Below are 13,082 nucleotides of genomic sequence, written 5' to 3'. Positions count from 1 at the left end.
GGAGGAAATCTCAAAGCCGGTCAAGGATGCTTTTGACAAGGTGCTGACGGACCTCAAGGCGACGTAAAACTGAGGAGACCCTAGAAATACCGCGCGGTGATCTGCCCGGTGAAGAAACACCTGAAGTTCGCACTCGCTTCGATGACCGCCCGGTAACCCCGATCTTTCCCATTCATCTTCTGTGCACGGCTGATGCGCGGGACCATGTCTATGGCGCTTATATTCGCGCCCGAATGCAGAGCCCGCTTGAGCAACTCATTGTTGGCTGCGGGATAGAAGAAAGCGATCAGCGTCTTTTCAGGCGACAGCAGGGCGACCTCATTGATCGAGGCGCACCTTGACGATCACGTCGGCGGCCGCGGCGAGGGCCTGTGGAATTGGAAAACGACCACGACTTCCGCGTTTCGGTAGGCTTCGCTCGAGATTCCCGCCGTTAGGCCGGCACCAGTTCCACTGGCGATCAACAAACTATCGCCGGGGGCCAGCGCATGGAGCGAGCCGAAACCGTGGGATGGCTCGACCGGCGACAGCACGCGGACACCAATTTGTTTCACCCGTTTTGCGTATCAGTCATTCTTGCTCATTTCCTTGTGGCACGTCTCTTCGAACAGCCGGGACCGCGGCTCGACCCATGTCAGAACGAGATGTTAGGCGGGTTCGAAAGTGCTGACTTTCACAGCGGACAAAGATCCGGCTGATTCTGGCCTGAGACGTCATCATTGATTTGGGACAAGGAAGCCGGCGCGGCCGGAGGTCATAAAGCATCCTGTTTTGAAAAGGGATGCGAAAATGTCTGATGATCTGATCGCCAAATACGGCGATGCGCGGGTTCCGCGTTATACGAGTTACCCGACGGCGGCGGCTTTTTCTGCAGCCGTGGGGCCGGATGAATATGCCGGCAATCTCGCCCATATCGCCGCGGCTGGCCCGGTTTCGGTTTATCTCCACGTCCCGTTCTGCCGTTCGATATGCTGGTACTGCGGCTGCCACACGACCATCACCCGGCAAGACGCTCCGGTCGCCGACTATCTCGACGTGATGAAGGAAGAGATCGAGCTCGTCTCTTTTGCGGCCGGAAACGACGTGCCCGTCAAGTACGTGCATTTCGGCGGCGGCACGCCGTCGGTCATGAAGCCGCAGGAATTTTCGGCTCTAATGGCAAAGCTCAGGAGTGCCTTCACGTTTGAAGCGAAAGCCGGCGTCGCAGTCGAGATCGACCCTCGCACATTGGTCGCCCCCATGATCGATGCGCTCGCCGAAAACGGCGTCGACCGCGCAAGCCTCGGCGTCCAGAGCTACGATCCGATCGTGCAGGCCGGTATCAAGCGGCTGCAATCCTTTGAGCAGACGGAAAGGGCGGTCGCCGGGTTGCGCTCAGCAGGCGTCAGCAGCATCAACTTCGACCTAATTTATGGCCTTCCGAAACAGACTGTCCAATCTTGCATCGAGACGGTCCGGCTGGCTGCAGAACTGCGTCCCGAACGTTTCGCCGTTTTCGGTTACGCTCACATACCCGCTTTTAAGAAACATCAGCGCCTGATCGACGAAGCATCGCTGCCGGACGCAAAACAGCGGAACGAGCAGGCGGAAGTGATCGCCGAGGAGCTCCAGAAGGCCGGATATCTGCGCATTGGGCTCGATCATTTTGCACTGCCGAACGATCAGTTGGCGCTCGCCGCGCGCAACAGAACGCTGAGGAGAAACTTCCAGGGCTATACCACGGATGATTGCGATAGCCTGATCGGCCTCGGCGCATCTGCGATCGGGCGGCTGCCGGCCGGCTATATGCAGAACCACGTGCCTCTCGGCCTCTATGCCGAGCGAATTGCCTTCGGGGTGCTGCCGACCGCCAAGGGATATCTTCTCAGCGAGGAGGACAAGCTTCGGGCGAGGGTCATCGAGAGGCTGATGTGCGATTTCGAAGCCGATCTCGGCCAGTTGAGCAGCGGATCGGGTTTCGACACCGGCTTCCTTGTCGAGCGCAACGACCGTCTCGGCGAGCTCATGGCCGACGGCGTCGTGACGATCAGCGGTGAGCGGATTGTCGTATGCGAGGAGGCGCGCTTCATGGTCCGTGCAGTCGCGGCGGCATTCGACGCCTATTTTAGCTCGCACGGGCACACGCACAGCAAGGCAGCCTAGTACTTGTCGCCGGAAGTGTGCATCGGTTCCGGCGACACGAAACGCATCAAAGGCCGCGCGAGAAGACATCGAGTTCCCGTTTCTCGATCGAGGACCCTGCAGTTATCTTCCCAGGAGTCCCGTCGACAACGGCACGTCGAGGAGGATCGACGTCGCAAGTTCGTGTGAAGCAGGGCGGGCGCACTCACAAATACGGTCATCGGGCCGCCCTGTCACAAGTAGATGGGCGCCCGTATCACCGCCTGGACGTCGAGGTCGTTATCGTCGAGCTTTTCGGCTCATTCAAATACAGCTCGATCTCGGCAGGCCCCGGCCCAGGGTATCGTTGGCGACTGACGTCGAACCTTTAAGGTGGCGTGGGCAAGCGCCGGTCCGCAGAGTTGTGCCCATCGCGATTATGGCGGCCGCGCAGGCGCCTGAAGGAGCCTTTTCGCGAGGTGAGCTACCGAGCGCCACATGATCGACGGCTCTCGCCCTCTCACGAACGCGGTTGTTCGAGCACGTCGAAGGACGAGGCAGGGGTCTCCTAGTTGTAGGACTTGCCTGCCGCGGGGATTTCGATCAAACGTTCGACGGCGCCTTCCGTGCAATTCTTGGGTAACCAGAACGAGACCCCGGGTTTTGGCTGGCATCTCCTTCGCGACTGCCGCGCAAAAAAACGACCTCGTTATATTCGTCGTCAGCGAGATTGCCGCCGGGCTAGTGATCTTGCCCACGCGTTCCTTCACAGGTCTGCCGTGCAGATCATAGCTCTTTTCACAGGCCACATTCACTTTCTCGACGGTCCCACCAGGTTTCGGCATCGGCTTTGCCGACAACCGTGTCCGACCACTGCCTTGGACGTCTTGCCTGACAGCGCCTGGCTCTGCTCGATGCTCACTGAGCATCAGCTGCTCCTGGCGAGGCAAACAGCTGCCACGAAAGCCATCGTCATGGGCTGCGCGGTCATCCGCACCTGCTGTGTCTCACTGGGTGATGTTTGTGAGGTCGGCATCGAGCCGCTTGCGCACCATGTTCGGCACCTTTGCAGTCTTGATCGCTTCGAGATTGGGCGGACTGTCACCCACCTGGATCAGGGCAACCATGCCCATGCCGGAATGTGGGGTGCATTTCAGGACATAGACGCCTGGAACATCGAATTTCGCGCGATATAGCTCATTCGGCTTTGACTTGAAGTCGGCAACGCCATCCGGAATGAGGCCTTTGAAGGTTTCGACGTTGTGGCCCTTGTCGGTGGGGATGAAGGTGACGGTGTCGCCGGGGGCGATCTTCAGGAAGCCAGGCTCGAACACCATCGCGCCTTCCGTGCCTTTGTTGAGCATCCGAACCTGGTGGTCGGCCGCCATCAACGGCGCTGCCGAAACAATCAAGGCTGCCGCTGCAGCGATCAGACCGAATTTTAACCGCATTTGCAAGCTCCTTTTCTGCGAGACCCAATCAGCCTCATGAATGTGTCTTAGCAGATGCCGGAATTGGGCTCTTTGACGCCCGTCAAATTCGGGGAAAAAAGGCAGAAGGTCCCAATTTTTGCCTGCTTGCCCAGCGCCCTTGCGAGGGACATGGCAGCCTGCAAGCGATGTAGGAATCACCGAAGGACAAGCACGCTCGGCGAACGTCGGCGCTGCTGAACAGCTTAGGATTGCCGTGACTGAGCTCATATCGCGTCGAGAAGTTCGCGGAGGGCATGAATGTCGATCCCGCGGCTTGTCGCGTGTGTTGAGGTTTACCCTCTGACAGAAATCCTCGGAAAAATCATCAGTGTCGCCCGATAACCGTACCAGCGGGCAAGATTGACGTTCCGCAGGTCGTGCCTGCCCTCGGGAATAACGATGTTGCGCGACGCAAGTTTCGTAACGGTGTGGGCCAGGGTCTCAATGGTCAGGCCGAGATGATCCGCAATGTCTTGACGATTCATGGAAACGCGCAACGGACCTTGGCGGACGCGGGTTGCGCCGGAATGCAAGCTTCACGATGAAGCTGCAGGGGCGCTCCTCGGCGTTCTTCTTCGGCAACAGCACCATCTGTTCATGCGAAGCGGCCGCCTCCTGCCAGAGCAACGAGAGCTAGGTCGAGCGAGCGCATTAGACCGAGCGACTTCCCCGTGGAAACTCATGTGCGATATCCGGCGGATCTTGCATTTCGTGACGGCCTCAGCCGTAAATAGGAAATCGTTTTGCAGCGACGCGCCGTTGAGATCGCCGGCGAATTGAAGAGCGATTATCACCCGACGATCTTTCGCCGATGATACGAAGCAGGCGCACGACACCTTCTTCCACCTGGACAAGATGGTTGCTTATCACCCTCCCACCAAATCGCCTTACCGGCTGCGACGGCCTCGGCCGCCGAGCCTACGAACAGCGAAGAGAGGGATTGGCCGGCATGTATGGCTTCGCGCCCCTTCGCGCCATTGTCGAACGCGTGGTTGTTCTGCACAGCATCTTCATCGCCCCTTGTGGCAGTGGGTGCGGTAGAAAGCAGCTGCGTCACACGGGAGTAAGCGGGCGGTGCCAAAGGGGGAAGTTTGCAACAGAGTGTAACAACGTCGGTTCGTCCACCGCTTCCAGTCCGCTTGTTGATGTAGATCAAGGAGCCGTTCCCGTCTTCGTGACAGTCCTGCCTCGAAATCCGAGAAAGCCGGCCGCGAGGCGGTCGTCTGCGCACTGGAGACGACATCATGAATTACACGACAGAAACGATGGTGATCGCGGTCGCAGCGTTTCTGGCGCTGCTCGCGGCCGCATTCGCGCACGATCATCTGTTTGCAGTCCATATGGGTATACTTTGCCTCTGCCTGGTTGCGGGAACGCTGCTGCTTGTCAGAAACGCAGAGTTTTCGCCGACGGGCCAACAGCGCAAAACAGAGCTTACGGGCTATTGCGACGAGGTAATCCGCTACGGCCTGATCGCTACGGTGTTCTGGGGCGTCGTCGGCTTCCTCGTCGGCGTGATCATCGCGCTGCAGCTCGCCTTTCCCGACCTCAACATCGCGCCCTATTGGAATTTCGGAAGATTGCGGCCGGTTCACACATCGGCGGTGATCTTCGCCTTCGGCGGCAACGCGCTGATCATGACATCCTTCTATGTGGTGCAACGCACCTGTCGCGCGCGTCTCTTCGGAGGAACACTCGCCTGGTTCGTCTTCTGGGGCTACCAGCTGTTCATCGTGATGGCTGCGACCGGCTACGTGATCGGCATCAATCAGTCGCGCGAATATGCCGAGCCCGAATGGTACGTCGACCTGTGGCTTACCATCGTCTGGGTCGCCTATCTGGCCGTCTATCTCGGAACGATCCTGAAGCGCAAAGAGCCGCATATCTACGTGGCAAACTGGTTCTATCTCAGCTTCATAGTCACCATTGCGATGCTGCATGTGGTCAACAACCTCGCTGTTCCGGCGTCGTTCCTCGGCTCCAAGAGCTATTCTCTCTTCTCCGGCGTCCAGGATGCACTCACCCAATGGTGGTACGGCCACAACGCCGTCGGCTTCTTCCTCACCGCCGGCTTCCTGGGGATGATGTACTATTTTGTGCCGAAGCAGGCCAACCGGCCGGTTTATTCCTACCGGCTGTCGATCATCCACTTCTGGGCCCTGATCTTCATGTATATCTGGGCCGGCCCGCATCATCTGCATTACACGGCGCTGCCTGACTGGGCGCAGACGCTCGGAATGGTCTTCTCCGTCATGCTCTGGATGCCCTCCTGGGGCGGCATGATCAACGGTTTGATGACCCTTTCGGGCGCCTGGGACAAAATTCGCACCGACCCGATCATCCGGATGATGATCGTCGCCATCGCATTTTATGGGATGTCGACCTTCGAAGGCCCGATGATGTCGATAAAGGCTGTCAATTCGCTCAGCCACTATACCGAATGGACGATCGGTCACGTGCATTCCGGAGCACTTGGCTGGGTGGGTATGATCACCTTCGGGGCGATATACTACCTGACGCCGAAACTGTGGGGGCGCGAGCGCCTCTACAGCCTGCGGATGGTCAACTGGCACTTCTGGCTCGCGACGCTCGGGATCGTGATCTACGCCGCGGTGCTCTGGGTCGCGGGCATCCAGCAGGGGCTGATGTGGCGAGAATACAATTCCCAGGGCTTCCTCGTCTATTCCTTCGCTGAAACGGTCGCGGCGATGATCCCCTATTACGTGCTGCGTGCCGTCGGCGGAGCACTCTACCTAGCGGGTGGCCTCGTCATGGCCTGGAACGTGTTCATGACGATCCGCGGCCACCTGCGCGACGAAGCGCCAATCCCGACCAGTTTGGTGCCCCAGGCACAGCCTGCCGAGTGAGGTGAGACATGGCATCGTTACTTGATAAACATAAGACCCTCGAGAAGAACGCGACGCTTCTTCTGGTCGGCTCGCTGCTGGTCGTCAGCATTGGCGGCATCGTTGAAATCGCACCGCTGTTCTACCTGCAGAACACGATCGAAAAAGTGGAAGGCATGCGGCCCTACACGCCGCTAGAGCTCGCCGGACGGAACATCTACATCCGTGAAGGCTGCTATCTCTGCCACAGCCAGATGATCCGGCCGTTCCGTGATGAGGTCGAACGTTACGGCCATTATTCGCTCGCCGCGGAATCGATGTACGACCACCCGTTCCAATGGGGATCCAAGCGGACAGGGCCCGATCTGGCCCGCGTCGGGGGGCGTTACTCGAACGAATGGCACGTCCAGCATCTCGCAAATCCGCGGGCCGTGGTGCCGGAATCAATCATGCCGAGCTACGCCTTCCTCGAAGAGAAGGAGGTGACGGTCAGGAGTATCGGAGAGGACCTCAAGGCCAATGAGGACGTGGGCGTGCCTTACAGCGACGACATGCTGGCGAATGCCGAGGCCGACATGAGAGCCCAGGCCGATCCGAACGCGGACACGGCGGCTCTACTCAAGCGCTACCCAAATGCGAATGTCGGCGATCTCGACGGCGATCCAACCCGGCTGACCGAGATGGACGCGCTGGTGTCCTACCTGCAGATGCTCGGAACGCTGGTTAATTTCTCGACCTATGACGACGCGACCGGCTACCGGTGAGGTGATCCATGGAAACTTACACTGCAATGAGACACTTCTCCGACAGCTGGGGCCTCCTGGCAATGGCCGCATTCTTCGTCGGCGCGGTCATGCTCACCCTTCGCCCAGGTAGCAAGCAGACGGCCAAAGATGCCGCCGATATTCCCTTGAAGGACGATTGAGATGTCGCAAAAGCATATCGATGAACTGAGCGGCGTCGAAACGACGGGTCATGAATGGGACGGCATCCAAGAGCTCAACAATCCCATGCCGCGCTGGTGGATCTGGACCTTCTACGTGACGATCCTCTGGGCGATCGGCTACGCCATCGCTTACCCGGCCATCCCGATGATCACTTCCGCCACTAACGGCTATCTCGGTTATTCAACGCGCGCCGAGCTGCAGCAGGACCTCAATCTCGCTAAGTCATCGCAGACGGAGTTCCATGACCTGATCGCTGCCAAGACAGTGGAGGAGATCGACGCGGATCCTGCTCTTCGTAAATTCGCGATCGCTGGCGGCGCATCCGCTTTCAAGGTGAACTGCGCGCCCTGCCATGGATCGGGAGCGAGCGGCGGTCCGGGGTTTCCGAATCTCAACGACGACGACTGGCTGTGGGGCGGGGATCTGAATGCCATCCAGGCCACGATCTCTCATGGCATCCGCTTCGACGGCGATACGGATAGCCATTCCTCCGAAATGCCGCCCTTTGCCGGTGTTCTGGAGCCCATCCAGATGAAGCAGGTCGCCGCCTTTGTCTGGGGGCTGACCAATACGCCCTCGGATGTCGGTCTGGCGGCGGCCGGAAAACAGGTTTTCTTCGACAATTGCGCCCCATGTCACGGCGAGGACGCCAAAGGAAAGGTGGAAATGGGTGCGCCGGATCTCGCCGACGCAATCTGGCTGAAGTCGCGGGGTGAAGACGCCATCCTTCGTCAGGTTGCCTCTCCCAAACATGGCGTAATGCCTGCCTGGGCAGCGCGCCTGGGGGACACAACGGTAAACGAGCTTACTATTTTCGTTCATGCGCTCGGCGGCGGCACGTAAGGAGAAAAGACATGACAGCCCACGACCGCAATCCGATCCTCCCTCTCTACGGCGCGCCGCGTACTGTTATCCGATCGCGTGTCTCAGCCCGCGCCCAACAGATGCCTGCGTCTTCGGAGCAGGACGACCCGGCAAAAATCGGCAATTCGATGGTGAGTTTGATCTGCCTCAAAGACCACAAGCAGACGAGCCGATAGTTTCAGCTCCTGTGGAGGACGTCCCAGCGGTTTCTCCGCCGCTGTCCTCCGGCCACGCCCTTACTCTGGGGCGTGGCCTTTTCGCTTCTGCACGGTCGTTCTTGATCTGCATCAAGGAACGGATCCGCCACGGCTGGGAAAAGAGTGGTGAAAATCGGACAGGTCCTATGAATCTCTATACCCGCCCTAATCTAAATGACATTGACCACGTTCGCGTCGAACCCGTCAACGCCCGGCGCAACCGCCAGTCTCTCTATGCGCCGCGCAAGAAGATCTTTCCGAAACGAGCCGAAGGGCCCTTTCGCCGGTTCAAATGGGTCTTGATGCTGCTCACGCTTGGCACATATTACCTCGCGCCGTGGATTCGCTGGGACCGCGGTCCCTATGCGCCCAATCAGGCAATCCTCGTCGACCTCGCCTCGCGGCGCTTCTTCTTTTTCTTCATCGAGATCTGGCCGCAGGAATTCTACTATGTGGCGGGCCTGCTCGTCATGGCGGGCTTCGGCCTCTTTCTCCTCACCGCCGCTGTCGGCCGCGCCTGGTGTGGCTATGCCTGTCCGCAGACCGTCTGGGTCGATCTCTTTATCGTCGTCGAACGCGCCGTCGAAGGCGACCGAAACGCTCGGATGAAGCTCGATGCCGACCCCTTCACTTTCGACAAGCTCAGGAAGCGGGTGATCAAGCACGCGATCTGGTTGCTGATCGCCGTCGCCACGGGCGGAGCATGGATCTTCTATTTTGCCGACGCGCCGAGCCTGGCGGCTTCACTGTTTGACGGCAGCGCTCCTGCCGCTGCGTATGCCACGATCGCCACCCTGACCGCGACGACCTATGTGCTTGGCGGCCTCATGCGCGAACAGACATGCACCTATATGTGTCCGTGGCCGCGCATTCAGGGCGCGATGCTGGATGAGAATTCGCTTGTTGTCACCTACAACGACTGGCGGGGCGAGCAGCGGTCGCGCCATGGCAAGAAGGCTCAGGGTCTGCCGGTGGGCGATTGCGTGGACTGCAATGCCTGCGTCGCCGTCTGCCCGATGGGGATCGACATCCGCGACGGCCAGCAGATGGAATGCATCACATGCGCCCTCTGCATCGACGCCTGTGGCGGCGTCATGGACAAGCTCGGGAAGCCACACGGCCTGATCGCCTATGCGACGCTCAAGGAATATTCGAGCAACATGTCGCTTGCTACTGACGGAGGACGGACAGCCATCCAGCCCTCCAATGTCCGAAACGACGACGGAAGCTTCATGCCAGCTGTCCGGAATTTCGACTGGCGCATCATCTTCCGCCGAAGAATTGTCTTCTACGGTGTCGTCTGGGCATCGATCGGCGTCGCCATGGTCGTCCATCTCGCCTTACGCGATCGGCTCAGGCTCAACGTTATCCACGACCGGAACCCTCAATATGTTCTGGAAAGCGACGGCTCCATCCGAAACGGCTACACGCTGCATGTCCTCAACATGGTGCCGAAGCCGCGGGACGTGACCATCACCCTCGTCGGGCTGGAGGGGGGCACAATGCGCATTCCCGAGTTCGGCAGGCAGGATGCCCGCAGCTTCACCGCTCACGTCGAACCCGACGCGGCCACGACGCTCAAGGTCTTCGTCACGCGCGCCCCAGACGGGGCAGAGATCAACGAATTCCTCTTCGTCATCGAAGATATAGGTCAAGACGCAGGTCAAGCCGACCGGGCGAGCTATCGCGCCGCGTTCAACGCGCCGGGAGACGTGAAATGAAGACTTCTACTCAGGGCTTTACCGGCTTGCACGTGCTGCTTGCCACCTCGGCATTCTTCGCCGTAGTGATCGCCGTAAACGCCACCATGGCCTTCTATGCTGCGTCCAGCTGGAGTGGCATCGTCGTGGAAAACACCTATGTGGCCAGCCAGGAATTCAACACCAGGGCGGCAGCGATGAAGGCAATGGCCGCCTCCGGCGTCGAGGGCGCGCTCGTCGTTAAGGGCATCCAAATCCGTTACGACATCCACGACAAGGCCGGCACGCCTGCGATCATCGATGATGTCACGCTGAACTTCAAACGGCCCGTCGGCGATCATGAGGATTTCCGCGTGACGCTCCGGAAGACGGGCGAAGGGCGGTTCGAAGCCGATCACCAGGTTGTCGCCGGCGACTGGATCGTCGAGGCCATATCGAGAATGAACGGGGCGGTCGTCATGCATGAGGCCAAACGCTTCGACACCGCGGAGTTCCGCCAATGACCTGCTGCTCGATGGATGCGGAAAGCGTTCTCGGCCTCAGCGCGACATCCGCCAGCGCCGAGGAGGTATGCCTTGCAAGCCACCCGCTCGGGGCAGGGTTACGCCAGATCGACCTCAGCGTACCCGACGTCCACTGTGGCGGCTGCATATTGACCCTCGAAAAAGCGCTGTCGGCGCTTGCGTTCGTCAGGAAAGCCCGGGTCAATCTCACCGCCCGGCGTGTCACCTGCGTCTATCAGGAAGAGATCGAGGCGAAGGCGACCGATCCCTCCGAAATCCTCGCCGCGATCACCTTGGCCGGATACCGCGCCCATCTCATCACGTCGACAGCACCCGAAACCGACAGGATCCGGAACCAGCTACTGCTGGCGATTGGAGTTTCCGGCTTTGCGGCCGCCAACATCATGATGCTCTCGGTGTCGGTATGGTCGGGCGCCGATGCGGCCACGCGCGACATGTTTCACTGGATCTCGGCGATGATCGCGGCGCCGGCGCTGGTTTATGGTGGACGCTTCTTCTTCAAATCGGCCTGGAGCGGGCTCAAGCGTAGGCGCACCAACATGGATGTTCCGATCTCGCTTGCAGTGACGCTGTCCTATGCGGTCTCCCTATGGGAAACCATGCACCATGGCGAACATGCCTGGTTCGACGCGTCGGTGTCTCTGCTGTTCTTCCTGCTGATCGGCAGAACCCTCGATCATGTGATGCGGGAAAAAGCCCGCGCCGCGATCAACGGGCTTGCCAGACTGGCGCCGCGCGGGGCGCAGCTGATGATGCCGGACGGGTCGCGGCACTACATCCCGGTCGAAGAGATCGCCGTCGGGGATAACATCGCGATTGCCGCCGGCCAACGCATTCCCGTCGATGGCATGATCGTCAGCGGCGAGAGCGATGTTGACCTCTCCATCGTCACCGGTGAAAGCAGCACGGTCGCCGTCGCCGCAGGCAGCGCGCTGAATTCGGGTGCGATGAACCTGACCGGTTCGCTCGTCCTGCGGGCGACCAAAGTGGCAAGGGATTCGCTTCTTTCCGAGATCATCGGCCTGATGGAAGCGGCCGAGGGCGGCAGGGCTCGTTATCGCCGGGTCGCCGATCGCGCCGCAGCACTTTATTCTCCCGCCGTGCACCTGTTGGCGCTGGCCTCCTTTCTCGCCTGGGGCTTGCTTGGGGGCGATTGGAAACAGGCCATGCTGGTCGCGGTCGCGGTGCTGATCATCACATGCCCCTGCGCATTGGGCCTTGCTGTACCGGTGGTCCAGGTGGTCGCCGCCGGCGAACTTTTCCGCAGGGGCATCGTGGTGAAGGACGGTTCGGCGCTCGAAAGACTGGCCGACGCGGACATCGTGGCCTTCGACAAGACCGGCACCCTGACGATGGGCCGGCCCCGCCTCGTCCGAATCGACTCGATCGCGGGCAATAGAGCCATCGTTTGCGCAATGGCGGCGCATTCACGGCATCCGCTTTCCCAGGGTCTGGTGCGGGACATAGACATCTCTTACCCCTTCGCCTTCGACAGGGTCACGGAAATCGCCGGCGGGGGGCTGGAAGCCTGGCAAGGAGCGGACTTCTATCGGCTCGGCAACCGGGCCTTTGCCTGCGGAACCGGGCTCACGCCCGCGGGCGATACTCCGTTTTCGGAGGTGGTCCTGTCGAAAAACGGCGTCGATCTCGCCCGTTTCCTGTTTGACGACACGCTTCGTCCGGGCGCCGCGGAGACTTTCCGCCAGCTCGCTGCAGCCGGTATCGAAACGTTGATAGTATCCGGCGACAGGCAGGCCGTCGTCGACAACACAGCGCGGGCTCTCGGTATCGGCAAAGCTCTGGGCGACCTGGGGCCGAAACAGAAGGTCGAGGAACTCCAGAGGCTGGGCGCCGAGGGCTATCGCGTGCTCATGGTCGGCGACGGGATCAACGACGCACCGGCGCTGGCCGCCGCGCAGGTCTCGATGGCGCCTGCAACCGCATCCGACGTCGGCAGGCAAGCCGCCGACCTTATCTTCTTCAACGATCGTCTCGATGCCGTTCCTGAGGCAATCGCCGTTGCACGAAGATCCGCCAGCCTCATTCGCCAGAACTTTGCTCTCGCCATCGGTTACAACGTGCTTGCGGTACCGATCGCAATCGCCGGCCTGGCAACGCCGCTGATAGCGGCGGTGGCCATGTCGACTTCGTCGATCATCGTCGTGACGAATGCGCTGCGATTAAATGCCTTCGGCCTACGGAGCGAGCCGCTTGCCGGCGGACGTGCGGAAGTTGAAACCGCATGAACATGCTGATCTATCTGATGCCGATCGCACTGCTGATGGGGGGAATGGGTCTCCTGGCGTTCCTCTGGTCGCTGACGAGCCGCCAGTACGAGGACCTTGAAGGAGCAGCTTGGCGAATCCTCGTCGAGGACGAAACCGATTGCAAAAGACCTTGAACCGCTCACGGCCGAAACGAAAGGAAGATCG

At 60.1% G+C, this 13,082-nt stretch carries 12 protein-coding genes and 1 pseudogene; 10 read left to right on the top strand and 3 right to left on the bottom strand.

Annotation, left to right across the window (positions count from 1 at the left end; genetic code table 11):
• Positions 1–80 precede the first annotated feature (80 nt).
• Complete coding sequence (locus CO671_RS31470; RefSeq protein ID WP_225880318.1) at positions 81–311, bottom strand: NAD(P) transhydrogenase subunit alpha; 231 nt, start codon at positions 309–311, stop codon at positions 81–83.
• A gap of 478 nt (positions 312–789) precedes the next feature.
• Here CO671_RS31470 and hemN point away from each other — a divergent pair, with 478 nt between their 5' ends.
• A complete protein-coding gene (gene hemN, locus CO671_RS31460; protein WP_008536465.1) occupies positions 790–2,142 on the top strand; it encodes an oxygen-independent coproporphyrinogen III oxidase in 1,353 nt (450 codons plus the stop codon).
• Positions 2,143–3,107: 965 nt separating this feature from the next.
• Here hemN and CO671_RS31445 read toward each other — a convergent pair.
• On the bottom strand, positions 3,108–3,551 hold the full coding sequence (locus tag CO671_RS31445; protein ID WP_004674399.1) for a pseudoazurin: 444 nt from the start codon (positions 3,549–3,551) through the stop codon (positions 3,108–3,110).
• 306 nt (positions 3,552–3,857) lie between these two features.
• Positions 3,858–4,575: pseudogene (locus tag CO671_RS33940) on the bottom strand (cyclic nucleotide-binding domain-containing protein); the annotation flags it as partial.
• Between the two features lie 241 nt (positions 4,576–4,816).
• Between CO671_RS33940 and ccoN the strand changes: the two are divergent.
• The 9 genes from ccoN (at position 4,817) to ccoS (ending at position 13,051) form a co-directional block, all read left to right on the top strand.
• The gene (ccoN, locus tag CO671_RS31435) at positions 4,817–6,439 is read left to right on the top strand and encodes a cytochrome-c oxidase, cbb3-type subunit I (protein ID WP_004674403.1); all 1,623 of its coding nucleotides are present in this window, start codon (positions 4,817–4,819) and stop codon (positions 6,437–6,439) included.
• 8 nt (positions 6,440–6,447) lie between these two features.
• Positions 6,448–7,182, top strand: a complete 735-nt coding sequence (ccoO, locus tag CO671_RS31430) for a cytochrome-c oxidase, cbb3-type subunit II (RefSeq protein ID WP_004674404.1) — start codon at positions 6,448–6,450, stop codon at positions 7,180–7,182.
• Between the two features lie 8 nt (positions 7,183–7,190).
• Positions 7,191–7,343, top strand: coding sequence for a cbb3-type cytochrome c oxidase subunit 3 (locus tag CO671_RS31425; RefSeq protein ID WP_004674411.1), 153 nt, complete (start codon positions 7,191–7,193; stop codon positions 7,341–7,343).
• Between the two features lies 1 nt (position 7,344).
• Positions 7,345–8,208 (top strand): cytochrome-c oxidase, cbb3-type subunit III, encoded by an 864-nt coding sequence (gene ccoP / locus CO671_RS31420; protein WP_004674413.1) that lies wholly within the window; start codon positions 7,345–7,347, stop codon positions 8,206–8,208.
• Between the two features lie 11 nt (positions 8,209–8,219).
• Positions 8,220–8,405, top strand: coding sequence for a hypothetical protein (locus CO671_RS31415; RefSeq protein WP_029875589.1), 186 nt, complete (start codon positions 8,220–8,222; stop codon positions 8,403–8,405).
• A 167-nt stretch (positions 8,406–8,572) separates the two neighbouring features.
• Positions 8,573–10,147, top strand: coding sequence for a cytochrome c oxidase accessory protein CcoG (gene ccoG / locus CO671_RS31410; RefSeq protein WP_004674417.1), 1,575 nt, complete (start codon positions 8,573–8,575; stop codon positions 10,145–10,147).
• Positions 10,144–10,629: a FixH family protein gene (locus CO671_RS31405; protein WP_004674419.1), complete on the top strand. Its 486-nt coding sequence runs from the start codon at positions 10,144–10,146 to the stop codon at positions 10,627–10,629. Before ccoG ends, CO671_RS31405 begins: the two co-directional genes overlap by 4 nt.
• Positions 10,626–12,896 carry a cation-translocating P-type ATPase gene (locus CO671_RS31400; protein WP_029875590.1) on the top strand — a complete coding sequence of 757 codons (2,271 nt, stop codon included), beginning with the start codon at positions 10,626–10,628 and terminating at the stop codon, positions 12,894–12,896. The genes CO671_RS31405 and CO671_RS31400 overlap by 4 nt, the downstream gene beginning before the upstream one ends.
• Complete coding sequence (gene ccoS / locus CO671_RS31395; protein ID WP_011053470.1) at positions 12,893–13,051, top strand: cbb3-type cytochrome oxidase assembly protein CcoS; 159 nt, start codon at positions 12,893–12,895, stop codon at positions 13,049–13,051. The genes CO671_RS31400 and ccoS overlap by 4 nt, the downstream gene beginning before the upstream one ends.
• Positions 13,052–13,082 lie beyond the last annotated feature (31 nt).

Source organism: Rhizobium sp. M10 (assembly GCF_002531955.1).
In the GTDB taxonomy this organism is placed as follows: Bacteria; Pseudomonadota; Alphaproteobacteria; order Rhizobiales; family Rhizobiaceae; genus Rhizobium; species Rhizobium etli_C.
The sequence above is the reverse complement of the archived record's forward strand: the minus strand, read 5'-3'. Positions and strand labels throughout refer to the sequence as shown.

Bases quoted from the DNA above. Each gene is read 5' to 3' on its own strand.
- hemN (WP_008536465.1), top strand. From the start codon at position 790: ATGTCTGATGATCTGATCGCCAAATACGGCGATGCGCGGGTTCCGCGT.
- CO671_RS31445 (WP_004674399.1), bottom strand. From the start codon at position 3,551: ATGCGGTTAAAATTCGGTCTGATCGCTGCAGCGGCAGCCTTGATTGTT.
- ccoN (WP_004674403.1), top strand. From the start codon at position 4,817: ATGAATTACACGACAGAAACGATGGTGATCGCGGTCGCAGCGTTTCTG.
- ccoO (WP_004674404.1), top strand. From the start codon at position 6,448: ATGGCATCGTTACTTGATAAACATAAGACCCTCGAGAAGAACGCGACG.
- CO671_RS31425 (WP_004674411.1), top strand. From the start codon at position 7,191: ATGGAAACTTACACTGCAATGAGACACTTCTCCGACAGCTGGGGCCTC.
- ccoP (WP_004674413.1), top strand. From the start codon at position 7,345: ATGTCGCAAAAGCATATCGATGAACTGAGCGGCGTCGAAACGACGGGT.
- CO671_RS31415 (WP_029875589.1), top strand. From the start codon at position 8,220: ATGACAGCCCACGACCGCAATCCGATCCTCCCTCTCTACGGCGCGCCG.
- ccoG (WP_004674417.1), top strand. From the start codon at position 8,573: ATGAATCTCTATACCCGCCCTAATCTAAATGACATTGACCACGTTCGC.
- CO671_RS31405 (WP_004674419.1), top strand. From the start codon at position 10,144: ATGAAGACTTCTACTCAGGGCTTTACCGGCTTGCACGTGCTGCTTGCC.
- CO671_RS31400 (WP_029875590.1), top strand. From the start codon at position 10,626: ATGACCTGCTGCTCGATGGATGCGGAAAGCGTTCTCGGCCTCAGCGCG.
- ccoS (WP_011053470.1), top strand. From the start codon at position 12,893: ATGAACATGCTGATCTATCTGATGCCGATCGCACTGCTGATGGGGGGA.